This is a genomic window from Rhodopila sp. (genome assembly GCF_965277825.1).
In the GTDB taxonomy this organism is placed as follows: domain Bacteria; phylum Pseudomonadota; class Alphaproteobacteria; order Acetobacterales; family Acetobacteraceae; genus Rhodopila.
In genome coordinates, this window is sequence record NZ_OZ255846.1 from 4,697,757 (window position 1) to 4,723,535 (window position 25,779).

General features: G+C 64.4%; 17 protein-coding genes and 1 tRNA gene. 9 read left to right on the forward strand and 9 right to left on the reverse strand.

The annotated features are described in order from the left end of the window. Nucleotides 1–175: 175 nt before the first annotated feature. The 6 genes from alaS to ACQY4T_RS22675 form a co-directional block, all read right to left on the reverse strand. A complete protein-coding gene (gene alaS, locus ACQY4T_RS22650; protein ID WP_428535293.1) occupies nucleotides 176–2,821 on the reverse strand; it encodes an alanine--tRNA ligase in 2,646 nt (881 codons plus the stop codon). 207 nt (nucleotides 2,822–3,028) lie between these two features. Next, nucleotides 3,029–3,703 carry a 7-carboxy-7-deazaguanine synthase QueE gene (gene queE, locus ACQY4T_RS22655; protein ID WP_428535295.1) on the reverse strand — a complete coding sequence of 225 codons (675 nt, stop codon included), beginning with the start codon at nucleotides 3,701–3,703 and terminating at the stop codon, nucleotides 3,029–3,031. A 126-nt stretch (nucleotides 3,704–3,829) separates the two neighbouring features. Next, entirely contained in the window at nucleotides 3,830–5,257 is a 1,428-nt protein-coding gene (locus ACQY4T_RS22660; RefSeq protein ID WP_428535297.1) for an amidohydrolase family protein, read from the reverse strand. Next, complete coding sequence (locus tag ACQY4T_RS22665) at nucleotides 5,242–6,294, reverse strand: CobW family GTP-binding protein (RefSeq protein WP_428535299.1); 1,053 nt, start codon at nucleotides 6,292–6,294, stop codon at nucleotides 5,242–5,244. Before ACQY4T_RS22665 ends, ACQY4T_RS22660 begins: the two co-directional genes overlap by 16 nt. Next, nucleotides 6,291–6,512, reverse strand: a complete 222-nt coding sequence (locus ACQY4T_RS22670; RefSeq protein ID WP_428535301.1) for a hypothetical protein — start codon at nucleotides 6,510–6,512, stop codon at nucleotides 6,291–6,293. The genes ACQY4T_RS22665 and ACQY4T_RS22670 overlap by 4 nt, the downstream gene beginning before the upstream one ends. Nucleotides 6,513–6,593: 81 nt before the next feature. Then, nucleotides 6,594–8,171: a sodium:solute symporter family protein gene (locus ACQY4T_RS22675; RefSeq protein WP_428535303.1), complete on the reverse strand. Its 1,578-nt coding sequence runs from the start codon at nucleotides 8,169–8,171 to the stop codon at nucleotides 6,594–6,596. Nucleotides 8,172–8,602: 431 nt separating this feature from the next. Here ACQY4T_RS22675 and ACQY4T_RS22680 point away from each other — a divergent pair, with 431 nt between their 5' ends. The 3 genes from ACQY4T_RS22680 (at nucleotide 8,603) to ACQY4T_RS22690 (ending at nucleotide 13,246) form a co-directional block, all read left to right on the forward strand. Further along, a complete protein-coding gene (locus ACQY4T_RS22680; RefSeq protein ID WP_428535305.1) occupies nucleotides 8,603–8,938 on the forward strand; it encodes a hypothetical protein in 336 nt (111 codons plus the stop codon). A gap of 286 nt (nucleotides 8,939–9,224) precedes the next feature. Beyond that, nucleotides 9,225–11,258: a N,N-dimethylformamidase beta subunit family domain-containing protein gene (locus ACQY4T_RS22685; RefSeq protein ID WP_428535307.1), complete on the forward strand. Its 2,034-nt coding sequence runs from the start codon at nucleotides 9,225–9,227 to the stop codon at nucleotides 11,256–11,258. Between the two features lie 26 nt (nucleotides 11,259–11,284). Beyond that, nucleotides 11,285–13,246, forward strand: coding sequence for a primary-amine oxidase (locus ACQY4T_RS22690; protein WP_428535309.1), 1,962 nt, complete (start codon nucleotides 11,285–11,287; stop codon nucleotides 13,244–13,246). Nucleotides 13,247–13,277: 31 nt separating this feature from the next. Here the strand turns inward: ACQY4T_RS22690 and ACQY4T_RS22695 are convergent. Then, nucleotides 13,278–13,354: transfer RNA gene (locus tag ACQY4T_RS22695), tRNA-Arg, on the reverse strand. Nucleotides 13,355–13,402: 48 nt separating this feature from the next. Further along, on the reverse strand, nucleotides 13,403–14,422 hold the full coding sequence (locus ACQY4T_RS22700) for an aldo/keto reductase (RefSeq protein ID WP_428535311.1): 1,020 nt from the start codon (nucleotides 14,420–14,422) through the stop codon (nucleotides 13,403–13,405). 58 nt (nucleotides 14,423–14,480) lie between these two features. Between ACQY4T_RS22700 and ACQY4T_RS22705 the strand changes: the two genes are divergently transcribed. Genes ACQY4T_RS22705 through ACQY4T_RS22730 form a run of 6 tightly spaced genes read left to right on the forward strand, consistent with a single transcriptional unit; the run spans nucleotide 14,481 to nucleotide 24,211 of the window. Continuing rightward, nucleotides 14,481–15,068: a chromate transporter gene (locus tag ACQY4T_RS22705; RefSeq protein ID WP_428535313.1), complete on the forward strand. Its 588-nt coding sequence runs from the start codon at nucleotides 14,481–14,483 to the stop codon at nucleotides 15,066–15,068. Next, nucleotides 15,065–15,589, forward strand: coding sequence for a chromate transporter (locus tag ACQY4T_RS22710; RefSeq protein WP_428535315.1), 525 nt, complete (start codon nucleotides 15,065–15,067; stop codon nucleotides 15,587–15,589). The genes ACQY4T_RS22705 and ACQY4T_RS22710 overlap by 4 nt, the downstream gene beginning before the upstream one ends. Nucleotides 15,590–15,632: 43 nt before the next feature. After that, nucleotides 15,633–16,499: a glycosyltransferase family 2 protein gene (locus tag ACQY4T_RS22715; RefSeq protein ID WP_428535317.1), complete on the forward strand. Its 867-nt coding sequence runs from the start codon at nucleotides 15,633–15,635 to the stop codon at nucleotides 16,497–16,499. 3 nt (nucleotides 16,500–16,502) lie between these two features. Next, nucleotides 16,503–20,000 carry a glycosyltransferase gene (locus tag ACQY4T_RS22720; RefSeq protein WP_428535319.1) on the forward strand — a complete coding sequence of 1,166 codons (3,498 nt, stop codon included), beginning with the start codon at nucleotides 16,503–16,505 and terminating at the stop codon, nucleotides 19,998–20,000. Further along, nucleotides 19,987–23,442 (forward strand): glycosyltransferase, encoded by a 3,456-nt coding sequence (locus ACQY4T_RS22725; protein WP_428535321.1) that lies wholly within the window; start codon nucleotides 19,987–19,989, stop codon nucleotides 23,440–23,442. Before ACQY4T_RS22720 ends, ACQY4T_RS22725 begins: the two co-directional genes overlap by 14 nt. After that, the gene (locus tag ACQY4T_RS22730; protein ID WP_428535323.1) at nucleotides 23,387–24,211 is read left to right on the forward strand and encodes a YgfZ/GcvT domain-containing protein; all 825 of its coding nucleotides are present in this window, start codon (nucleotides 23,387–23,389) and stop codon (nucleotides 24,209–24,211) included. Before ACQY4T_RS22725 ends, ACQY4T_RS22730 begins: the two co-directional genes overlap by 56 nt. A 6-nt stretch (nucleotides 24,212–24,217) precedes the next feature. Here ACQY4T_RS22730 and ACQY4T_RS22735 read toward each other — a convergent pair whose 3' ends face one another. Then, entirely contained in the window at nucleotides 24,218–25,777 is a 1,560-nt protein-coding gene (locus ACQY4T_RS22735; RefSeq protein WP_428535325.1) for a DHA2 family efflux MFS transporter permease subunit, read from the reverse strand. Between the last annotated feature and the right edge of the window lie 2 nt (nucleotides 25,778–25,779).

A 25,779-nucleotide genomic window follows, 5' to 3' on the forward strand; every position in this document is an offset into this window, starting at 1 on the left:
TCGAATCGAACAGCCGAAGGTAGAGTTTTGGCTACCGGCTGACAGTGTAACGCTCGCCGAGGAGAACGGATCCGGGAAAACATCGGCGATCCGATCAACAACCCGATGAACCCCCGGCGTGGCTTCGCGCAGCTGCGGCAGAGGGGCGGAGTCGTTCCGGCGATCTGCCGATCGGTCAGTCTTTATCCCGCAATCCGCCGCGCACCGCGGCCAGTGCTTCATCCGCCTTGGCGCCATCGGGGCCGCCGGCCTGCGCCAAGTCGGGGCGTCCGCCGCCGCCTTTGCCGCCGACCGCGGCGGACGCCGCCCGCACCAGGTCAACCGCGCTGATCCGGCGGGTCAGATCGGGCGATACCGCGACCACGATGCTGGCCTTGCCGTCGTTTTGGGACACCAGGGCGACCACGCCCGAGCCCTGCTGCTTGGCGATCGAATCGGCCAGGGCTTTCAAGTCCTTCGCCGGCACTTCGCCCAGGTTTCGCGCTGTCAGCATGATCCCGCCAATGTCCTCGGCCGCGCTGGCGGCGGCGCCGGTGGCGAGCTTGTTGCGCAGGTCCGCCATCTGGCGTTCCAATCGCTTACGGTCTTCGAGCAGCGTGGCGATGCGATCGGGGACCTCGGCGGGAGCGGCGCGCAGCGCGCCGGCGGCGTCGTTCAGCCGGGCCTGGATTCCGGCGACCACGGCTTCGGCGGCGACGCCGGTGACTGCCTCAATGCGGCGTACGCCGGCGGCGACGGCGGCTTCGCCAACGATGCGAAAGTAGCCGATGTCGCCGGTGCGGCGGACATGGGTGCCGCCGCATAGCTCGATCGACCAGGCCGGCTTGTTGCCTTCGGGTTCGCCCATTGCCACGACGCGGACCTCATCGCCGTATTTCTCGCCGAACAGTGCCATGGCGCCGAGTCCGACCGCCGCTTCCGGGGTCATCAGACGGGTGGTGACCTCGGAGTTCTCACGGATCCTGGCGTTCACCTCGGCTTCGACCCAGTGCAGTTCGTCGGCGGTGATCGGGCGCGGCTGGGAGACGTCGAAGCGCAGCCGGTCGGGGGCGTTGAGGCTGCCCTTCTGCTGCACGTGGGTGCCGAGCTTGCGGCGTAGCGCCTCGTGCAGCAGGTGGGTGGCGGAGTGATGGGCGCGGATCGCGCCACGGCGGGGATGATCGACGGCGGCGACCACCGGGATATGGGGCTTGGCGACGCCGGCCTGGACGCGGCCGAAATGGACGAACAGGTCGCCGAGCTTCTTTTGGGTGTCGGTGACGGCGATCAGAAGGCCGTCGGGCCCGGTGATGGTGCCGGCATCGCCGACCTGACCGCCGCTTTCACCGTAGAACGGGGTCTGGTTCAGCACGATCGCCAGGTCGGTGCCGGCGGCAGCGGAGGCGGCCGAAGCGCCGTCGACCACGATGGCCATGATCTCCGCCTCGGCGGTTTCGGTGGCGTAGCCGAGGAACTCCGACGCGCCGGCGGTTTCCTTGAGCTCGAACCACACCCGTTCGGTGGCGGCATCGCCGGACCCGGCCCAGGCGGCGCGGGCGCGGGTGCGTTGTTCGGCCATCGCGGCGTTGAAGCCGTCCAGATCGACCGACCGGCCCTGTTCGCGCAACGCATCCTGCGTCAGGTCGAGCGGGAAGCCGTAGGTGTCATAGAGCCGGAACGCAACCGGGCCGGGCAGGGCCTGCTTGTCGCCGAGCCGGGCGGTTTCGTCGGCGAGCAAGTGCAGACCCCGGTCCAGCAGGGTCTTGAAGCGGGTTTCCTCCAGCAGCAAGGTTTCGGTGATCAGGGTCTCGGCGCGGGCCAGTTCAGGGTAGGCGGCGCCCATCTGGCGGATCAGCGTTGGCACCAGGCGGTAGATCACCGGTTCGGAGGCACCCATGATGGTGGCGTGGCGCATGGCGCGGCGCATGATGCGGCGCAGCACGTAGCCGCGGCCCTCGTTCGACGGCAGCACGCCGTCGGCCATCAGGAAGGAGGTGCTGCGGAGGTGGTCCGCGATCACCCGATGGCTGACCGCGTGTTGGCCGTCGGGGTCCTGCCCGGTGGCTTCGGCCGAGGCCAGGATCAGGGCGCGGAAGGTATCGGTGTCGTAAACGTTGTGCTTGCCCTGCAGGATCGTGGCGAAGCGTTCCAGGCCCATGCCGGTGTCGATCGAGGGTCGCGGCAGGGCCACGCGAGTACCCGGAGGACCTTCCTCGAACTGCATGAACACCAGGTTCCAGATCTCGACGAAGCGGTCGCCATCTTCCTCCGGGCTGCCGGGCGGGCCGCCGGGGACTGCGGGGCCGTGGTCGTAGAAGATCTCACTGCATGGGCCGCAAGGGCCGGTGTCGCCCATGCGCCAGAAGTTGTCCGAGGTGGCGATGCGGATGATGCGGTCATCCGGCAGGCCAGCGACGGTTTTCCAGATCGCCGCAGCGTCATCATCGTCGGCGTAGACGGTCACCGTCAGACGGTCTTTCGGCAGGCCGTAGTCCTTGGTCAGCAGCTCCCACGCGAACGGGATGGCACGTTCCTTGAAGTAGTCGCCGAAACTGAAATTACCCAGCATCTCGAAGAACGTCAGATGGCGAGCGGTGTAGCCGACGTTATCGAGGTCGTTATGCTTGCCGCCGGCGCGGACGCATTTCTGCGACGTGGCGGCGCGCACGTAGGGGCGCTTTTCCTGGCCGGTGAAGACGTTCTTGAACTGCACCATGCCGGCGTTGGTGAACATCAGGGTGGGATCGTTGCGCGGCACCAGTGGCGAGCTGGCGACCTTGGTGTGGCCGTTACGGGCGAAATAGTCCAGGAAGGCTGCGCGGATGTCGTTGCTGCTGGCCATGGTGGTCAGGGGTTTCCAGTCCGGTCGGGGCGGTTGCGTACGAACGGGCGGATTTAGCGCAGGACGATACAACTGTCACGGGCTGGAAGGGCGCCAGGTCGCGACATCGCAGCAGGGCGAGATTGCCGGTGAGGGCCGCACGCGGCAAAGCGTCGCGCGCCCCAGTGCGCAGTTCGGCACCATCGCTCGCGGCGCGCCGCGAGCAGTTCAGCGCCATCCGAGCAGCGCGTGCAGTTGCACGCTGATGCGGAGGTCATGCGCGCTGGCCGCGGCAATGCAGAGCTCGGTTGCCTTGCGCAAGCTCGAAAGCGGCTGCAGGAACACCGGCACGCCTGGCTGGTGGTGTTCGGCGGCGAGCAGGGCGAGAAGGTTTTCGATGTCGTCCGGGCGCCCGACCGGCATCTTGATCTCATCGGCGCGCGCCAGCGCATCGGGACGCACGGTGAAACCGCCTGGCATGGAAATCTTCGGCGAGACAGTAACCCATGTCCTGCGGTCGGCGCGGACCGGCTGGGTGCCCGAGGTTTCGATCTGCACCCGCCGCCCGGCGCCTTCGATCAGGCCGACGGTCAGCGGGTCGAGGTCATAGAGGCATGGCTCCCCGCCGGTAATCACGACATGACGCGGGCGCAGGGTGGTGACGACGTCGAGCAGTTGTTCAGTCGTAAACGCGGCCCAGGTCGGCGCGCTTTCGGTCTTTTCCAGGATGTTGGCGCGGCTGCGTTCGTCCGAGGCGCCGCGCTGCCAGGTGTGTTTGGTATCGCACCAGGGGCAGCCGACCGGGCAGCCTTGCAGGCGGATGAAAACCGCCGGCGTGCCGCTGTGTGCGCCCTCGCCTTGGATGGTCTCGAATATCTCGTTGACGAGAAGCAATTCGCTCATGACAAGGCCTCCCAGGCCCGCTTAGCTTGGCCACACGGGTGTTCGGGCCTCGGTGAAGACCGACTGTTGCGCGACATGAGCCGTCTTCAATCCTGGTGTTTTGCCTGGAAGACTGTTCGGCCGCACTTAGACTGCCGGGCCGCGCCGGATCTCCTCGGGGATCTTGCGGGGAATGAAAGTGCCATCGGACAGATCGCCGTTGAACTGGCCGCCTTCCACCATGACCTTGCCGCGCAGCATGGTCATGCTTGGCCACACCGCGACCTCCCAACCGTTCCAGGGCGAGTAATCGACCGAGTGCAGCGCTGATCCGTCGATGGTGTGGTTCAGCTTGGGATCGAGCAGCACGATGTCGGCGTCGGACCCGACGGCCAGAACGCCCTTGCGCGGGTACAGGCCCATGATCTTCGCGGCGTTGGTCGAAACCAGATCGACGAAGTGCTCGACGCTGAAGCCGCGCTTCGTTACCATCTCGGTATACATCAGCGATATGCGTGGCTCCACGCCACTATTGCCGCCGGTGGTATCGTCGATACGATTGCCAAGCAGTTTGACCTGCAGCGGGCAGCACACTTCGTCGGTGGCGACGCATTGCAACGCGCCGGACCGCATGCCGCTCCACAGCGCCTTCTGGTCCTCGGGATACTTCAGCGATGGATAGGTGTGGTAGATCTGCCCATTGGGCCGTTTGTAGTCCTCGGCGTTGAACATGATGTACTGGTGAAGCGTTTCGCCATAGATCGGGAAGCCGTTGGCGCGGGCCCGGGTCAACGCTTCGACGCCGGTGCGGGCACTGGTGTGCACCATATACAGCGCGGCCCCCGGCACGTTCTGCGCAAGACCGATCACCCGGTTGAACGACAGCTCTTCCGACATCACCGTGTGCGCTTCAGCCAGGTGCTCGAAGCCGGTCTTGTCCTCCGCGATCAGCTTTTCGTACATGTGCATGACAAGGTCATTGTCCTCGGCATGGATCAGTGCGAGGCCACCCTGGTGAGCGAGAACCTTCAGCACCTCCCAGATGTCGCCGAAATTGGTCAGATGTGCCATGCGGCCGGGGGTGATATCGGTGGTGAACATCTTCACGGTCGGGTAGCCGGCGTGTACCAGCGCGGGGATTTCGTTGAGGATCGCGGTGGGCAGTGGACTTTCGACGCCAAGATGCAGTGCGTAGTCGCTGTAGCAGCGCGAGTCGAACTCGTCGCGGCGGAAATCCACTGCGTCATGCAGCGTTCCGCTGTTCTGCCAGAAGACGAAGTCGCACATTGTCGTGGTGCCCCCGAATAGGCATGCCTTGCTCACCACGCTGGGCATTTCGCTGGTGAAGCTGGTGCCGGCTGGGCCGGGCATTGTCATGGAACAGTGGATGTGCGGATCGATGCCGCCGGGAATGACGATCTGTCCGGTCGCATCGACAACCCGTTGCGCGCCGACCCCGGACAACAGCCCCGGGCCGCTGATGGCGGCGATGGTTTGGCCCGCCACGGCGATATCCGCGGGCGCGGCGCCGCTTGGCAGGACCACCGTTCCGTTGGTGATCACGAGATCGAACATGGCGGAGTCTCCTGTGCTGTCAGACCGCGGCGGGTGACCTCGGCCGCCGTCCAGGGTGTGGGTCCGAATGCGGCGAAGCGGTCGAAGACATCCTCCGCGGAAATGTCTCGGGTGACGAAAACAAGCCGGCTGCGCACATCTGCATCAGGCCAGTCGGCCAGCCACTCCGGCCGATAGATGGTATGCTGCACAGCATGGATGACCGCAACTCGGTCGGGCCTGTCGGCAAAGCCGAGCAACCCTTTCACGCGCAACAGGTCCACACCGCGTTCGGCTGCGAGGCCACCGAGCGCACGGGCGAAGGCAAAGCGCGTGGGCGCTTCGGACAGGATCAGCGAGATCGTGCGGATCGCCGCGGTGTGCGCGGCTTGCGGTGCGACCGTCTGCGCGATGAAGCGCCGCCGGTTGGCCACCGCCGGCGGCTTCGCGAACAGCAGTTCGGCCGGTTCGGGCGGGCCGGGAAGTTCGATCCGTTCGGCCCAGCCGTTCAGCCCGTCCAGCAGATCCGCCAGCTTCCTGGTGGGTGGCGACAGGTCGGTCTTGGTGATCAGGATGCGGTCGGCGACCGCCACCTGGCTCACGGCCTCCGGATGACGCTGCAGAGTGCCCTGCCCGGCCACGGAATCGACCAGCGTGACCACCGCGGTGAATGTCAGCACGTGGCCGAGCATCGGATCGACGGCCAGGGTGTAGAGAATCGGCGCGGGATCGGCGAGCCCGCTGGTCTCGATGACGATACGGCTGAAGCTACGGATGGTGCCGCGGTCACGACGCTCGATCAGGTCGCGGATCGTCGTGACGATGTCGAGCCGGCGCACGCAGCATAGACAGCCGTTCGGCATTTCGAGGACCTGTTCGTCGACGGTCTCGAGCAGAAGATGGTCAAGCCCCATTTCGCCGGCTTCGTTGATGATCACGGCGGTATCGGCCATGCCGACCGATGCCAGCACGGCGCGCAGGAGCGTTGTCTTGCCGCTGCCGAGAAAGCCGGTCAGCACCGTGACCGGGATCTTTGCCGCGGCTGGTTGGTCATTCAACCGCCGATCCCGCCCGATCGCGCCGCCACGCGTTCGGCGGTTACGCCGAAGGCACCCCGGTTCTCGTCATCCCAGTAAGCGGCAACGATGCTCGCGGCGATGAACAAAGCCAGCGTCATGAAATAGACGATTGAGCTTGGCAGTCCGAAGACCAGCGGCTGCGGCCCACCGGCAATCCAGTAAACCGGCGGGAAAAGACCCAGGATCGCGTCCAGCATGAACCAGATCGAGATGAAGGCGGAACGGGGTCTGCTGGCAGGCAGGAGAGGTGGCATGCATATGGCTCCTGTCGAAAATTATCAGGCGCGGCGCGAGGACGCACTGAGCCGCGGCTGCAGTGCGAGAGCATCGACCGTGCCAGCGCTAGGCAGGTGGCTGCCAGTGAGTGCGAACAGTCCGTCCACCCGCTGACGCTCGCTCGCGCTGCTCGGCAGCAGCACCGCACAGCCGACATAGATCGCGGCATTCACGATCAGCGCGATAATGCCGGACGTGAGGCCCCACGCCCAATCAATGCTGGTCGGGTAAGCGTTCTGCAGGATGATGGCAATAGTGAAGCCGGCCAACGTGCCAGCAATGGCACCGACCGCATTGCCGCGCTTCCAGAAGATGCCGAGATACTGCGGCACCGCCAGTTGGATGATCCCCTGGTAGGACAGGATGGCAAGCGTGAAGAGATGCGGGATCGTCCGTGTCGCCAGCAACGCCGAGATCAGCGTCACCGCGATCATGGCGATCTTGGCGATCACGACCGATTGCTTGTGATTGAGCGGCCGATAGTTGCCGACGATATCATTAGCGACCTGGGCTCCGGTGGCCTGGATGCCTCCGTCCACACTACCCATGGTTCCGGCCAGGACTGCGACACCGCCCAGGCCCAGCAGCAAGGGACCTCCCGCCATCCGGCAGACCGTGAACCACATGGTATCCGGCGCCTTGGCGACCTCCGGCAGGAAGCTGGCCAGCAGGCCAAGCACCACCAGCGCCATCGCATAGAAGAACGAGATTGGCGCCCCCAACGCCCCCGCGCGCTGCACGCTGCGGACGCTGTCAGCGGTGTAGATACGGATAAAGATGGAGGGCCAGCACCAGCCGCCTATGGCACCGCTGAAGATGATGGCGAAAAGATAGAGCGGCCCGACCTTGGAACCCAGGCCCGGCGCTTGCAGCATCGGCGCATGCAGCGCCATGACACTGAAGCCGTGGCCCCAGATCAACCAGGCGATCAGGCCGAAAACAATCAGCGTTCCGCCGACATAGGCGACGATGCCCTGCAGCATGTCGGAGATCACCACGCCTCGCATGCCCATGCGAATGGTCCAGAACTGGCGAATGACCATCAGGACCACGCCGATCAGCACTGCCGACGTCGCGCCCATCGCACCGAGAGACAAGGATTGGAAGAGATCGCCGAGGCCCTTGAAGCCGAGTACTAACCAAGGTATGCCCGAGACGATACCGACCAGCGCGCCAATCACGGCGAAAGCACGCGAGTTATAACGCAAAGCAAACAGATCCGGCTGGGTCTTCAGATCAAACAGCTTGCCCCAGAGCCAGACCCGCTCGGCCATCACATACATCAGCACCACGGTGAGCAGGCTGTAGATTGGCATGTAAAAGCCGATGACCCCGCCGCTGGCGGCAAGTCCGGTCAGAGCCAGGAAGATGCTCCCCGGCCACCAGGTATTGAGGAACGACATCATCTGATAAGCGGGGCCGAAGGAGCGGTCGGCAACCGCATAGTCGGTGAAGGACTTGTCGGATACGTGGGCGCGCTGCAATACCACGATGACTGCGACGCAGAAGATGGCAATCAAACCGAAGGTTATGATCATGCAAGCCTGATCCTTGATCCATTGAAGCCCCGAGGAAAGCATGAGGCCAATCACGAAGCGATAGCGATCGGACGGGTCCCGACGGCCGTCTGTGAGATGTCCGCACAAATATCATGCAAGCTGCACTCTAGGTAACGCTAAGGAAGGTGATGGTGTTTGCAAGCGATTTTTTGCTGCACATTTAGCAGGCAAAGAGTCTAGTTTTATGCAGCACCCAATCCGGGCGTATCGACACTCAATGGAGTCCCGCCGGGGCGGGAGTCCCAACCTTCTCCGGCGGCGGCTTTCGGTGACTGATAGGAAGTCGCTGTCTGGCGAGACCGAGCGCCGGAGGTGGGAGGATTTTGTTGTCACGTCGGGACTTCACTTCGAGATCATGTGCGCCAGGACGGCATGAAAATCGCTTTGCGATCACCGCATCGTCGGCCGCGCGGTGCTATGAAACTGCGTGACACATCCAGTCGGAGCGTTTGATGGGTCGATACCACATTGATCCGGAGTCAGATCGTCAGTTCATCGAGGAGTTCCGAAGGAACCCGGTCGGCAAGCACAGCCCGGGCCTGATGCGCGTCTTGAGCACGCTGCGGGACGACCCGAGTGGTAAACAGATCGTGCTGTTTTGCCGCAGGCCATTTGCCGAATGGCAGATCGCGGAAATGCCTGCCGACCGACGGCAACCGCTGGTCTTCGAGGACAATCCGATTTTCACCAATCGCGACGAAGCGGAGTGGGAAGTGTTCCGACGCCGCTGGCACGCGGCAACGGGCGAGCGAATCAACCTGCCGTTGAGATCAGCCGGTGGCGCCTGATTTCCGAACCCTGTCCGAAAGCGCCCTATCCGAAAAAGCCCTGTCCGAAAGAGCATCCATGCTGAAGATCCTGGGCTATCCTGGCCGCTATAGCGCGGCTCCGGGAGAGACGATTTCGTTTCATATCTCACTTGAAGAGGGCGATCGATATCAGGCACGCATCGTCCGGGTCATCAACGGCGATTGCAATCCGGCCGGACCCGGGCTTGACCTTCCGCATCTACCGAGTGCGATCGATGGACACTACACAGGGGTGCCTCGCCGGGTCGATGCGGGTTCGTATTTTGTGGCGGCGGATTTTCCGACCCTTACCTCCTACCAGGCGTTCAGCTTCCGCGCGCTGATCTGGCCAACCTTACCGGAGCGTCCGGGTCAGGTGCTGGCGGCGCAGTGGGATGCCGCCGCGCGATGTGGTTTCAAGCTGATGATAGACGACGGACAGCTCGCGCTCCTCCTTGGTGATGGGTCGGGCAGGATCGCGCGGCAGGAACTCCCGGTCCGGATGCTGCAACGCAAGTGGTATGTCGTTACGTTCACGATCGACTTGGCGGAGCAGCGCTTTCGCCTGGGTCAGTCTGCGCTGCAAGCTGATTTCGGCGTGCAGGACAGCGGAAGTCGCGCCGGCGCCCTGCCCCTGGCGGTCGGCCACACCGCGTGCGGCCTGTATCTGGCGGGAGCGCCCCAGGCGGACGGGACAGTGGCCGAGCATTTCAACGGCAAGATCGAAGCCCCTGCCCTTTTCGATGGTGAACAGGACCACCCGACCCTTGCGGCGACGACCGCCAACCCGCTGCCGGCCGCATTTATGCCCCGCGTCATCGCCGCCTGGAACTTCTCGGAAGCAATCAGCAGCGTGCGGGTAACCGATGTCGGCCCATCCCGCCGGCACGGCCAATTGGTCAACCTGCCCGCTCGCGGCATGAAGGGATCGAATTGGACGGGCGAGCACCATAGCTTTCAGGCAGCGCCGGCGCAGTACGGAGCGGTGCACTTCCATGAAGACGACCTGTACAACGCGGACTGGCCAGCGGATATCGTCTGGTCAGTGCCGGATGACGTCGCAAGCGGCGCCTACGCCCTGCATCTTCGATGCGGTGAGACGGAGCCGGAGGCGATGCGCGAGAGCTACATTCCATTCTTCATCCGCCCGCCGCGGACAAAGGCCGCCGGTACGAAGCGCCCGAAAGTCGCGTTCCTGGCGCCAATCTGCTCCTACATGGCCTATGCCAATCACGCCGGCCACATAATTACGCCCGGCGTCGAGGCGGTGATGGGACGGCTGCTGCATTTTGGCCATCAGGACGTCTATCTCTACAATCATCCGGAGATCGGCTATTCGCTGTACGACAAGCATACAGACGGCTCAGGCATCTGCTATTCGAGCCGCCTGCGGCCGGTTCTCAATTGCGCGCCACGCTATCATTCCTGGCTCGGTGGCGATGGATCAAGCCTGTATCAATACAATGCCGATACACACCTCTTGGGCTGGCTCGCGCACCATGGCATTGAGTACGATGTCATAACGGATGAGGACCTGCATCGCGATGGTTATGAGCTGATCAAGGACTACCGCGTGATCCTGACCGGTTCGCATCCGGAATACCATTCCACCGCGATGTGGGATGCGATGAAGGCCTGGCTCGATCGCGGCGGCCGGCTGATGTACATGGGCGGCAACGGCTGGTATTGGCGCATCGCCTTTCATGACGAGCTACCCGGCGTTATCGAAGTGAGGCGGGCGGAGGATGGCATCCGATCCTGGGAGGCGGAACCCGGTGAGTATTATCAATCCTTCAACGCCGAGTATGGCGGCCTCTGGCGCCGCTGCGGCCGGCCACCTAATCTCATGACCGGTATCGGCTTTGTGGCGCAGGGCTTTGACGTGTCTTCCTATTATCGACGGGCCTCGGATGCTGACGATCCGCGTGCCGCCTTCATATTCGAAGGCGTAACGGATGAAATCATCGGCGACTTTGGACTGGTGGGCGGCGGGGCCGCGGGCATCGAACTCGATTGCATCAACCCGCTGCTCGGCTCGCCGCCGAATATCCTGCGTCTCGCCTCGTCCGAAAATCATGGCCCGCTGATGCTGCTGGTGAACGAGGAGTTCACATCAACTCTGCCGACCCTTGGTGGCGACCAGAACGAGCGAGTGCGGGCGGACCTTACTTTCATGGAGACCGCGGCCGGTGGCGCGATCTTCTCGACAGGCTCGATCGCCTGGTGCGGCTCGCTTCCGTTTCAGGGCTATGAAAACAACGTCTCCCGCATCACTCTGAACGCACTTCGCCGATTCATGGACGACCGAGCCTTCGGCTGACCGCGGACACAGGGGTAACAGGACGCATGGACATTGAAACCAGCCATACGAAGCCGGGTGGCACCGGAGCCTCTTTTTCGCACCCGCTTGATCGACTCTCGGCCACGGAACTGACCCGAGCGGCCCAGCTTATCCGCGAATGTTTCAGTTGGGGCGACGATCTGCGCGTGGAAACGATCGATCTGGACGAACCGTCCAAAGAGGTGGTGCGCGCCTACGTCGAAGGCGCGCCCATCCAGCGGGTGGCGTGCTTCAACATCTATCGCCGCGGCGTCATGGGCGTGGTTTCCGGCAAGTTCGACCTGGAGAGCGGCGCGCTGCTGTGGCAGGTATTCCGTGAAGATGCGCGCGCCATGGTGGCGATCGAGGAAGTCCTGCAGATTGAAAGCAAGGTCAAGGCGGATCCGCGGTTCCGGGAAGCACTGCGCCGGCGCGGGCTGCTGGACGAGGTCGATTTCATGTGCATCGATCCCTGGACGGTGGGCGATTTCGGCCATGTCATCGAGCAAGGCCGCCGCGTGCTCAACTGCTTCGTCTGGATGCGCACCTTTCCACTCGACAACTACTACGCCCATCCGGTCGAGGGCCTTCATGCCCTGATCGACGTAAGCACGCTGGAGGTTCTGAAGGTCGAGGACCACTTCGAGGAAACCGGCGACTACATCCCGGTACCGCGCACCCCGCTCAACTACGACGCAGAGGTGCTCAGCGATTTTCGACCACCCTCGGCACCGCTCGACGTTGTACAGCCCGAGGGCCCGGGCTTCAGTGTCCAGGGCAACAAAGTCAGTTGGGAGAACTGGGATTTCCGCATCGGCTTCAACGGCCGTGAGGGGCTTGTGCTGCACACCGTCGGTTACACCCATGACGGACGGCGGCGTCCGATCCTCTACAGAGCCTCGATCGCCGAAATGGTGGTTCCCTATGGTACACCGGAGCGCAGCCACTACCGCAAGAACGTCTTCGACAGTGGTGAAATCGGCTTCGGCCGGATGGCGAATTCCCTTGCGCTCGGCTGCGACTGCCTGGGCGCGATCCACTATTTCGATGCCGAACTGCCGGATGTTTTCGGGTCACCCCGCACCATCAAGAATTGCGTGTGCCTGCACGAGGAGGATGCCGGCCTGTCCTGGAAACACACCGATGTCCGGACCCAACGTGTCGACGTGCGGCGTGCTCGGCGGCTGGTGATATCCTCGATCTCGACGATCGGGAATTACGAGTATGCCTCCTATTGGTATCTACATCAGGACGGCCGCATCGAGTACGAGATGAAGGCGACCGGGATCATCAACACCTCGGCCTGTCGTCCGGGCGAGCCAGGCCGCTTCGGCACCGAGGTGGCGCCAGGCGTTGTTGGCCACATCCATCAACATGTCTTCTGTGCGCGCCTCGATATGGAGATAGATGGACCGAACAATACCGTTGTGGAGTGCGACACGCGCGCCCTGCCCGTCGGTCCCGACAATCCGCATGGCAACGCCTTCCTGATGGAGGAAAGACCGTTACGATCGGAACTGGAAGCGCAGCGGGATTTCGACTTTGGCAAGATGCGCTACTGGCGCATCATCAATCCGGGGGAGAAGAACTGGGTCGGTCAGCCGACCGGCTATAAGCTTGAAGCTGGGTCGTCGGTGCAGCCGTTCACCCACCCGGACAGCCCCTCGGGGCGGCGCGGGCGCTTCATTCAGCACCAGCTATGGGTTACGCCGTTCGACGTAGACGAACGGTTCCCCGCAGGCGAGTTCGTCAACCAGTCCAAGGGTGAGGAAGGTCTACCGAGCTGGACACGGGCAAATCGGCGGCTGGAGAATACCGATATTGTAGTTTGGCACAGTTTCGGTTTGCATCATTTGCCGCGACCGGAAGATCATCCGGTGCAGCCTTGCGTCGTCTGCGGCTTCAAGCTCATGCCCTCCGGCTTCTTTGACCAGAACCCGGTGATTGATCTGCCGCCGACCACCAATGCCCGAAGCTGCTGTGCTTGAGCCTACGTTGTCTTCTCCGGTGCAAGCTGGCTGGTGTCCCCGGCGCGATTCGAACGCACGGCCCCAAGATTAGGAATCTTGTGCTCTATCCTGCTGAGCTACGGGGACACACCGTCACGATAGCAGAAATCCGGTCAAAACGAAGCCCCAAACGCGTCAGCCACGCGCGGTGCGCCCCTCGATCGGATAAGCCGGATCGTTGTATCCCGGCGTCGAAGGGTGCCCCGGCGAGACCAGCCGATCGACTAACGCCTCATCCGTCGCATCCAGCCGGATCGATAGCGCGCCGAGGTAATCCTCCCACTGCTGCTCGGTTCGAGGGCCGCCGATCGCCGCGGTGACGAACCGGTTGTTTAGCACCCAGGCAAACGCAAACTGCCCGGGCGAGACCTGTTTTGTCCCCGCGTGCTCGGCAATCTCGCGGGCGATGTGCAGGCTTTCGGGCCGCCATTCCGATTCCAGCATCCGCCGGTCCTGCCGCCCTGCCCGGGTTTCCGCTGGCGGCGGCACATCGGGGGCATATTTCCCGGTCAGCACGCCGCGGGCAAGAGGGCTGTAGGGCACAACGCCCAGCCCGAAATAGTCGCAGGCCGGCAGGTGTTCGGTCTCGATTTCGCGGTTCAGGGCATTGTAGAGTGGTTGGCTGGCCACCGGCCGGTCGATGCCGGCCTCGTCACACAGACGGCAGATCTCCGCGACCCGCCAGCTTCGATAGTTGGAGAGGCCGAAATAGCGGATCCGCCCCGCTCGGCTAAGGTCGGCCAGCGCGCGCACTGTCTCGGCCAGCGGCGTGGCGTGGTCCTCCTTGTGCAGATACAATAAGTCGATCTCCTCGACGCCGAGCCGGCGCAGGCTAGCCTCGACCGCATGCTGCACGTGGCGGCGGGATAAGCCGCGCGCGTTGGGATCCCGGCTGCCCTGCGGCCCGGTCGGGTTGGCGCACTTCGTCGCCAGCACCCACCACGACCGGTGCTCGCGGATCGCCTGGCCCACCACCTGCTCCGATGCGCCGCCGTTATAGGCGTCGGCCGTATCGATGAAATTCACTCCCTGGTGCTTGGCTCGCGCAACGATCCGGTGCGCCGTCGCGTCGTCGGTTGCGCCGCCGAACATCATCGTGCCCAGACACAGCGGCGACACTTTTAGGCCGCTGCGACCCAAACCGCGATACTCCATCCCTCGTCTCCTGGTGTTGCCTCTGTCCACCCTACACCGGACGGGGTTCAATGCACCGATGGGGAACCGGCCCACCTGCGAACCGCCTGACCAGCGCTCCGGTCCGCCCTCGCTGGCGTCGTTGTTCGGCAGCTTCGTCAGCATCGGCATGATGAGTTTCGGCGGCGGCCTCGCCGCCTGGACCCGGCGGGAGGTGGTGCAGAAACGCGGCTGGCTGGACGACAAGCAGTTCCTGACGGGCTATGCGCTTTCGCAGCTTGTGCCGGGGGCGACCAACGTCAACCTCGCGGTGTTCATAGGCACCCAGATGCGCGGTCCCGCCGGCGCGGTCGTCTGCTTCTGCGGCTTGACGGCGCTGCCTGTCGTTATCGTTCTGTTGGCCGGCCTGCTTTATCTGCACAGCCAGGGCAGCAGCGGGGGCGCGTGGGTCAGCAGCGCGCTCGGCGGGGCGGGCGCCGTTGCGATCGGCCTGAACCTGGGCACCGGCGTGCGCCTGGCCCGGCATAACATCAGCGGACTGGTGCCAATTGCGGTTACCGCCACGGTCACGCTGTCGATCGGCGTGTTTGGCTTCTCGCTGGTGCGCGTGCTGCTGGTGATGATGCCGCTCAGCCTGTTGCTCGCTTGGGCGACGCGGCCGCGATGACGCTGGTGCTCTTGCAGTTGATCGGGTTGTTCGCCGGCCTGTCGATGCTGGCGTTCGGCGGCGGTGCCGGCGTGATCCCCGATATGCAGCGTGCCGCCGTGGAGCAGCACCACTGGCTGACGGCGTCGGCGTTCCTGGACATGTTCGCGATCTCTCGCGCTGCCCCCGGGCCGGGATCCCTGATTGTGCTGCTGATCGGGCTGAAGGCCGCCGGCATCGCCGGCGCCGCGGTGTCGTTCGCCGCGATGTTCGCACCGTCTTGCCTGGCGGTGCATGTCGTCGCCCGCTATTGGCACCGCGCGGCGCGGTCAACTTGGCGGGCGGTGGTCGAGCGTGCCCTGGCCCCGGTCGCCGTGGGCCTGACATTTGCCAGCGGACTGTCGCTGATGCGCGGCACCGAACACGGATGGCTGCCCTGGGGCGTGACGATCCTGTCTGCCGCGGTGTTCAGCCTGACCGAAATCAACCCGATCCTGCTGCTCGTTCTCGGGGGCGGCACTTTGTTGCTTGTTGGGAGATAGAGAGCCGCCGTATAGAACAACCCTGGATTGCCGAGAATCAGCAATGTCATTTCGGGTTGGTGTTGGAATCGTAACCTACAACCGCAAAGATATAGTCAGTGGCACCATCGACCAGGTGCGCGCACTGACGCGACAGCCGGATGCCGCCTTGGTGGTCGCCGATGACGGATCCAATGACGGCACGTTGACGATGCTGCGCGACAAACAGGTGCCGGTGATCACCGGGGTCAACATGGGCATCGCCTGGAACAAGAACCGCGCGCTGTATCTGCTATCGCACGTGCTGGGCTGCAACACCGTGATCCTGCTGGAAGACGATACGAGACCGGATCGGGCGGGCTGGGAAGCGGAGTGGATGGCGGCGGCCGAGCGCTGGGGTCATGCCAATTACGCGCGTGATTTCATGCAGGATCGTTTTGTTTCCGGCACAGGCATCGCCGACGATCCTTATCTGTGCAAAGACGTCACTGCGCAATGTGCCTGCTTTTCGAGCGCGGCTTTGGCCTATGGCGGATACCTCGATCCTCGCTTCAAAGGCTACGGGTATGAACATGCCGAGCACTCACGCCGCCTGGTCCGGGTCGGCTATGGCGGAACGGAGCAACGGATCGATGGCGAGGAGAGGGTGCAATTTTATTTGATCGCTGGCCATGCCAAGGAGGTCAGTTCGACAAGTCATCAGAATGCAGCGCAAGAGGACCGCAATCTTCAACTTGCGCAGGAACTGATGGGGGTTCAGGGCTACCGGGCGCCTTGGGGTTCGGACAACGAGTTGCGTCAGTTCCGCTCGGAGATCGAAAGCGCGATGGGCGACGGCGCCGAAAGGTTCCGCCTGACACCGGGGCCGGCCGAGCCTTTGCTGCGACCAGCCACGCGCGGCTTGTTCGGTCGCCTGTTGCATCGTTCCTGACCGATGGCGAAGCCGGCACCCAGGGCGGCCGAGGCAGACCCGCGGGAATTCGCGCTGATGCGGGCGATGCAGGGGTTCCTCGATCCGGACTGGTATCAGGAGCGCTATCCTGACGTCGTTGCCGCCGACCTCGATCCACTGCTGCATTTCATCCGCCACGGCCTGGCGGAGCAGCGCGACCCAAACCAGTTCTTCGCCGGCGCCTGGTACACTGAACACTACCCCGACGTCGGCGCCAGCGGTTTGCATCCTTTGCTGCATTATCTCCAGGCCGGGGCGGCGGAGTTGCGTAATCCGCATCCGTCTTTCGATGCTGCGTGGTATGCTGGCGAGCATCCCGACGCGGCAACAAATCCGTTACTGTACCATATCGGCACTGGCCACGCGCTCGGCTATCCGACGCAGCGGCAAGTGGATATCCGCGACTACCTGCCATCGCAACGACAGCCGCCGCCTCTGCCGCGCGATGTCGTCGTCGATGTCGTGATCCCGGTGTATCGCGGCCTTGAGGAGACCAGGCGTTGCATTGCCTCGGTGCTGGCCGATCCCGGCCCCCCGCTCGGCCGTATCGTCGTTGTCGACGACTGCTCACCGGACGCGGCGCTATCGGCGTGGCTCCGCACACTGGCCGAAGACCACCGAATCCACCTGGTGCGCAACCCGCGCAACGCCGGTTTCGTTGCCTCGGTCAATCGCGGCATGGCGGAAGCCGGCAGCCATGACGTCGTGCTGCTGAACAGCGATACCGAGGTGCCGCGCGGCTGGCTGGCACGGCTGACCGCCCAGGCCTACGCCGCCAGGCACATCGCAACAGTCTCGCCGTTTTCCAACAACGCGACGATCTGCAGCTATCCCGCCGACCTGGGCGGTCCGATCGCCTTCGGCCTGGCGCTGGCCGAACTCGACGACGCCTGCCGCATGGTCAATGCCGGACGCTTTGTCGCCGTCCCGACCACGGTCGGCTTCTGCATGTATATCCGCCGCGAGGCGCTGCTTCAGGTGGGCGAATTCGACGCCGAACGTTTCACCCTCGGCTATGGCGAGGAAAACGATTTCTGCCTGCGGGCCAGTGACTTGGGCTGGCAGCACCGTCTCGCCTGCGATACATTTGTCTATCATCAGGGTTCGGTCAGTTTCGGCGACCGCGCCGACCAACTTTCGCAACGCGCGATGCAACTGATCCTGCAGCGTTACCCGAACTATCGGCGCGATATTGTGCGCCATGTCGGCCTGGGCGCGGTAGAACCGTTCCGCTTCGGCGTCACCGCGGAACTGTTCCGGCGATCGAAATTGCCGGTGATCTTGATGGTCGCGCACGAACTGGGGGGAGGCGTGCGCCGCCACATCGACGGCTTGGTGGAGCGTTTTGCCACCCAGGCGCGATTCCTGTTGCTGCGGGCGACCGATCGCGGTGTCGAACTGTCGGTTCCGTCGTTGCCCGACCACCCGGTGCTGACGTTGCCGGCCGAGCGGGTGGACGACATGGCGGTAGTGCTGCGCTCGATGAACCTGTCGCGGGTGCATATTCATCATCTTATGGGCATGGATATGGACATCCGCGCGCTGATTCGCAAATTGGGCGTGCCGTTCGACACTTCTGTGCACGACTACAGCGCGATCTGTCCGCAGATCAATCTGTTGCCCTGGCGCGACGGGCTTTACTGTAACGAGCCCGATATCGCCGCCTGCAACGCCTGCATCGCCAACCGCATCACGCAGAACGCGCGCGACATCATCACCTGGCGCGCCACTCAGGCCTGGCAACTCCGGGATGCGGCTCGGGTGCTGTGTCCGAGCCGCGACGTCTTGGCCCGGCTTGGGCGATTCGGATTGGATGCCAACGCGGTCCTGGCACCGCACGAGGCCGTCGAGGCGGGTTCCTGGAAGCTGCGTGCGATGCCGCCCGATCGCAGGGGAAAGCGCAAATTCAGGATCGCCATACTTGGCATGCTAGCACACCACAAGGGTGGCCGAACTGTTGCCTCGGTCGCCGAGTTGGCCGATCCAGCGACGACGGAAATCCATCTGATCGGCGATATCGACGGCGCGTTCGCCGAATCCGCACGCAAGCGAATCAAACTGACCGGCCGATACCGGGAGAGCGAACTCGCGGGTCTGATCGAACGCCTCGCGCCGCACCTGATCTGGTTCCCGGCTGCCTGGCCGGAGACGTTCAGCTACACGCTCAGTGCCGCACTCGACGCCGGGATACCGATCGCCGCGACGCGGATCGGCGCCCATACCGAACGCCTGACCGGCCGGCCGCTCACCTGGCTGGTCGACGTTGCAACCTCGCCCACCGCCTGGGTCAGGAAATTCGAGGAAATCCGTGCCGAGCTGCGGCACATCGAAGCCGCTCCGGCGCCGCCGATGCGGCCGGCGGTCGAGGATTTCTACGCCGCGACTTATCTCCGCTCGCGCCCGGTGCGACGCCGCAAGCTTAAGCCGCGCATCGCCGTGGTGCCGGAGCGGTTCGACGTCGGGTTTCCCACGCCGTGCGGCTACATCCGGCTGTTGCAGCCGTTGCATCACCTGGCGGCGTCCGGCGATTTTGAGGTCATCGTCGCCACGCCGGACAGCATTTTCGACCACGACGCCGAGATCATCGTCACCCAGCGTTTCGCACTGCCGGACGTGGCGGCAGCCGATCGCCTTGCAGCCCGAGCGCGTGCGGCCGGCGCCACGCTGGTGTTCGATCTGGACGACGATCTTCTGGCCATCCCACGCGGCCATCCCGATGCCAAGCTGCTGCGCCCGCGCGCCGCTGTTGCTCGCCGAATGTTGGATGTCGCCAACACGGTTATTCTCTCGACGCAAGGCCTTGCCGAACGTCTGTCGGCGATCCGCCCCGATGCCATCGTAATCGAAAACGCACTGGACGAGCGCATCTGGAAAACCCCGACCGCGCCCTCGCAAGATCAGCCGGTGCGCATTCTGTGCATGGGCACAGCCACCCACGAGCGCGATCTTGTGATGATCGCCCCTGCCCTGGCGCGGCTCAAGGCGGCGTATGGCGATCGCGTGGTCATCGAGGTCATCGGCATGAGCGGACGGCAAGAGCTTCCGCCGGGGCTGAACCGGATCGTGCCGCCCGCCAATGCCATGCGATCCTACCCGGGCTTCGTGAATTGGCTGACCGCCGCCGAACCGGCATGGCATATCGGGCTGGCGCCGTTGCTCGATACCGGTTTCAACCTGTGCAAGTCGCCGATCAAGGCGATGGACTACGCGGCGCTGGGCCTCGTGGTTCTGGCGTCCGATACGACGGTGTATCGAGGCTCCATTGCCGACGGTCCCGCCGGCCAGTTGGTGGCGAACAGCTCCGCTTCCTGGTATGCCGCGCTGAACGGGCTGCTGCGCAACCCTGAGGCGCGGGAAGCCATCGCCCAGCGCTCGCGCGACGTCTTCCTGGCGCGTGCCAGCCTCGCCAGCCAGGCGCGCGGGCGGCGTCTCGCCTGGTCGCGGATGCTGGACGCCAGGAAGACCGATGCCGCCGCTTGATGCCGTATCGGATCTGCCAGCCTCGATGCAGCAGATGGCCGACCTTCTCGACCCCGCCTGGTACCTGACGCGCTATCCGGACATCGCCGCCAGCAAGACCGATCCGCATCACCATTTCGTCCATTACGGCGCGGCGGAGCGGCGTGATCCCAACGCGCTTTTCGACAGCGCCTGGTATATCGAACACTACCCCGACGTCGCCGCGAGCGGGCTTGCCCCGTTGCTGCACTACGTTCAGGCCGGCGCCCGCGAACGGCGCAATCCGCATCCAAGGTTCGACGCAGCCTATTACGTCGAGCAGCATCCAGATGCCGCTGGCAATCCCCTGCTCTACCATCTGCGGCTCGGCATCGCGCGCGGCTATCCGACCGAACCAACCATCGACATCAGCGACTACCTGCCATCCGAAAAAACCGAAGCGCCGCTGCCCCGCGGAGTCCTTGCCGACGTCATCATCGTGGTGCGTCGCGACACTGACGCCGAACACTGCGTTCTATCGGTGCTGAGAACGCGCGAGTCCCCGCTCGCCCGGGTCATCGTGGTGGACGACCGCGCATCGCGGCGAGGCCGCTGGCTGCGGGATCTGTCGGCGGAACGCCGGATCGATCTGATCCGCAACCGCCGGCGGCTGGGCTTCGCCGCCTCGGCTGACCTCGGCATCGCGGCATCGGCACGCCACGACATCGTCCTGCTCAACGGCGAGACCGATGTTCAGCCCGGCTGGCTGCGGCGGTTAGCGGCGCATGCGTATTCCCGCCGAGACATCGCGATCGTTTCGCCATTGTCCGATGTTGGCTGGATTGGCCGATATGACGCGGGCGATGCGGCGTCGCTCGACGCGCTGTGCCGCACCATCAACGCCGGCCGTTCGGTCAGCACCCATACCGAGATAGACCATTGTCTCTACATTCGCCGTACCGCCTTGCGCGCACTCGGTCACTTGCCCGGAAACGCTTCCAGCGATCTCTCCGCGCGCGCCGAAGCAGCGGGCTGGCAGCACCGTCTAGCATGCGACACGTTGGTTTCTAGCAACAAACCTCCCGACCTAAAGCCCCGCGCGGCGCACACGACACTCTCCGGGTTTCGCTTCGCCCTGACCGCAGCGCTGTTCCGGCAGGCGAATTTGCCGGTCATCCTGATGATATCACACGCTTTCGGCGGCGACATCCGGCGGCATATCGACAGCCTGGTAGAACGCCACCGCGACACCGCCCGGGTGCTTCTGCTGCAGGCAAGCGACCGCGGCGCCGCGCTCTCGCTTCCGGCGCTCCCGGGCCATCCGGCCAATCCTCCGGTGCTGACCCTTCCTGCGGACCGGCTCGACGACCTGGTCGCTGTGCTGCGATCCACCAACCTCTCGCGCATCCACATCCACCACCTGATGGGAATGGATCTCGACATCCGCGCCCTGATCCACCGGCTGGGCGTGCCGTTCGACGTGACCGTGCACGACTACTTTGCCATCTGTCCGCAGGTCAATCTGCTGCGCTGGCCCGAGGGCATCTATTGCGGCGAACCAGGCCCGGCCGGGTGCAACGCCTGCATCGCCGAGAAAAGCCCGCACGGCGCCCGCGACATCGTCTCCTGGCGACGCCACTGGGCGTGGCAGTTCCTGGAAGCGGATCGGGTGATCTGCCCAAGCGCCGACGTCAAGGCTCGGCTGCAGCGTCATGCAATGGGCGCCCGCGCCATCGTCGTTCCCCACGAACAACAGCGTGAGACCGTCTGGACCCCGCGTCTTCCCAAGTTCCTTGCCCCGAAGCTGCGGATCGTCCTGCTTGGGGCGCTGGCAAGCCACACGGGCTCCGGCTGCGTGGCCGAGCTGGCCGAAGCAGCACCGCCAGGAACGATTGAACTGCACTTGATCGGCGCCCTGGAGAATAGCTTTCCGAAGTCCGCCGCTCGGTTGATCAAAGCCACCGGGCATTACAACGACCGCGACTTGCCGGCGTTACTTAGCCGGATCGACCCCCATGTGTTCTGGTTTCCCTCCTCCGCGGCGGAAACCTACAGTTTTGCGCTCAGCACGGCGATCGCGACCGGGCGGCCGATCGTGGCGACCGATCATGGATCGTTTTCGGAACGTCTTGCCGGACGTCCGCTCTCCTGCTTGGTGGACCATCGGGCATCGGCAAGCGAATGGCTCGCCGCGTTCGATGCCGTGCGGATCACGCTGCGCAATCGCGCAAAGCCGCCGCCTGCCGTGCGGGTGCCCGCGGTCTCGGATTTTTACGCCGAGCGTTATTTGTCGCCGCTGGCGCGCAAGGCCCGCATCCCGCCGCCGGCGCTGAAGCAGCGAATTGCGATCGTGCCGGAACGCTATGACAACGGAGATCTGACCCCCTGCGGCTACATCCGGCTGCTGCAACCGCTCGATCACCTGGCGACCGGCGACGGCCTAGAGATCATTCTGGCCGATGCCGAAACGGTCTTCGATCACCGGGTGGATATCATCGTCACCCAGCGCTCCGCCGTGGGCAACGTGGCGGCGGCAAACCGGCTGGCGCGGCACGCCCGGGAGATTGGAGCCAGGCTGGTGCTCGACCTGGACGATGATCTGCTCTGCATTCCGCGGACCCATCCGGACGCGACAGTGCTGCGGCCGCTGGCGCCTGTGGTGCGCCGGATGCTGGCCGTCGCCGACGCGGTCTGGGTCTCGACCCCTGGGCTCGCCGAACGGCTGAGTTCGTTGCGGCGGGATGCGATTGTGGTGGAGAATCGACTGGACGAACGCATCTGGACGCAGCCGCCGGCGCGCGATCAACCGTGGGACGACCCGGTGCGCATCCTGTGCATGGGGACCCGCACGCACGAGCGCGACTTCGCGATGATCGAGCCAGCCCTGCTGCGGCTGAAGGCCGAGCACGGCGGTCGGGTCGTCATCGATGTGCTGGGAATGACCAGCCGAAGTGAGCTACCCACGGCATTCAATCGGATCGGGCCACCGACTCATGCCTCGCGATCCTATCCTGGCTTCGTCAACTGGATGACGGCGGTGCGACCGCGCTGGCACATCGGTCTGGCCCCGCTGCTGGACACGGCGTTCAACCGTGCCAAGTCACCGATCAAGGCGATGGACTACGCGGCGCTGGGGCTTGTCGTGCTGGCCTCCGACACGCCGGTCTACCGCGGGTCGATCGCTGACGGTCCCGCCGGACATCTGGTGGCGAACGATCCCGTCGCCTGGCACGCCGCGCTCGACTGGATGATCCGCAATCCCGATCTGCGCGTGCGCACGGCGAAGGCGGCGCGGGACGCGTTCCTGGTCCAGGCCACGCTGGCGAGCGACGCCGCGACCAGGAGGGCGACGCTGGCCGCACTGCTGGCGCCCCCGGCCTCGGGACGCGACAGCTTGCGGCAGGCCTCAGCCGCGCTAACTATACCGCATGGTTCAGTTGACCCCGTTGCCCGACAGAGGCGTCATAACGATCGAAGGCGATGACCGCGTCGGCTTCCTGCAGGGCCTGGTTTCCAATGACATCGAAACCGCTCGGCCCGGCCACGCCGTCTGGGCGGCGCTGCTGACCGCGCAAGGCAAATGGCTGGCGGATTTCTTCGTGTTTTGCCAAGCCGATGCGCTGTTGCTGGACTGCGAGGCGGAGCAGATCCCGATGTTGATCCAGCGGCTGTCACGCTACCGGCTGCGGATGAAGGCAAGCCTGCGTGCCGAACCCGCGCTGCATGTCCATGTCGCCTGGGACGGCCGGCCCGACGTGGCTGCGGTCATTGCGCCCGACCCGAGGTTGCCTGATTTCGCCTGGCGCATTCTCGCCGGCGGCCCGCTTTCGGCGAATGCGACCCCTGAGGACTGGGATCGGCATCGTCTGGGCGCCGGGTTGCCGGATGGGTCGAAGGACATGGAACCAGATCGCAGCGTGCTGCTGGAAGCTGGGTTCGACGAGCTGTCGGGTGTCTCGTGGTCGAAGGGTTGCTACATGGGCCAGGAGCTGACTGCCAGGACGAAGTATCGCGGGCTGGTCAAGCGGCGTTTGGTTCCGGTCGGCGTCGATGGCCCGTTGCCAGTGCTCGGAAGCCCGGTGCTGAGTGCCGGAGTCGAAGTCGGCACCATGCGCTCTGGCCGCGACGGGATCGGTTTGGCGTCGCTCCGGCTGGATTCGCTCGCCGCCACGCTGCAATGCGCGGATGCTACGCTGACCCCCCGCATCCCGGCATGGATGCGCCTGCCTGAAGCAGCGGCGACGACGGGCTGAGCCGAGTCAGTCCATCGCCGCGTGCGCCTCCACCGGTGCATTCGCGCTCAACTTTGGCCGGCGCAACAGCAGCAGCAACAGCAATGACGGCAACGTGGTGAAGATCATCAGCCAGTAATCGTCGATGTACGCAACGATCTGGGCCTGCTGATTGACCAACTGGTCCAATACCGCGGCGCCATGCGAATGCGCCGGATTCCACAGGCGGCTGACCATGCCCCCACCCTGCAGCGCGCGGTTGAAAGGCGTGACCGAGGCGCCGATCGACTGATGCAACACCTGGGTATTGTGCGCCAGCACCGCCGACGTCACCGACACCCCAACCGCGGCGCCGATGTTGCGGAACAGGCTGAACAAGGACGCTCCGTCGGTGCGGTATTGTGGCGGCAACGTTGCGAATGCCAGCACTTGCAGCGGCAGGAACACGAACCCGAGTCCCGCCCCCTGTATTACGATGGTGATGATGATGGTCCATTGGGCGACGTCGGGAGTCCAACTCGTCATCTCCCACATCGACCACGCCAGCGCCAGGATACCCGCAGCCATCAGCTTGCGCGGGTCGAGCCGGGCCGACAGCTTTCCACCGGTGAGCATCGCCGTCATCGTGCCGATGCCGCGCGGTGCCATGATCAGGCCCGCGGTTTCCACCGGGTAGTTCGCCAGGTTCTGCAGCCACGGCGCCATCAGTGACGAGCTGGAAACCAGGATCGTCCCAGTCGCGAACATCAACAACAGTCCAGCCGCGAAATTCCGGTCCTTGAACAGAATGATCGGGATGAACGGCTTCTTCGCCGTGATCATATGGACGATGAACAGGTAAACACCCAAACCGCCGATCACCGCCTCGGTAATCACCTCGGTCGCGCTGAACCAGTCCTGGTTCTGCCCGCGATCGAGCATCATCTGCAGGCCGCCGATACCCAGCGACAGCACGGCGAAACCGATCCAGTCGAAACGCATACCGAAGTTGCCGAACGACCGCGGCATGCAGAATATCAGGCCGAGCGTCGCCAGGATGCCGAATGGCAGGTTGATGTAGAAGACGTAGCGCCAGTTGTACATCTCGGTCAGGTAACCGCCGAGTGTCGGGCCCAGGATCGGGCCGACCATCACGCCGACGCCCCAGATCGCCATCGCCTTGCCGCGCTGCTCGACCGGATAGATGTCCATCATGGTCGATTGCGACAGCGGCACCAGAGCGGCGCCGAATACGCCTTGCAGAATGCGAAATGCGACCATCTGGGACAACGACTGCGCCGCGCCGCACATCATCGAGGTGATGGTGAAGCCGATCAGGCATGTGATGAACAAGTATTTGCGGCCGAACCGCGACGCCAGCCAGCCGACCGGCGCTGTCATGATGGCCGCCGCGGTGATGTAGGACGTCAGGACCCAGGTGATCTCGTCATAGGTCGCCGACAGGCTGCCCTGCATGTAGGGCAGCGCCACGTTGGCAATCGTCTGGTCCAGCGCCTGCATCAACGTCGCACCCACTGTGCACAACGTGATGATCGTGCGGTACGGTACGCGGTCGGACGACCCCGCGACCGGAGCGGCGGATGTCATTG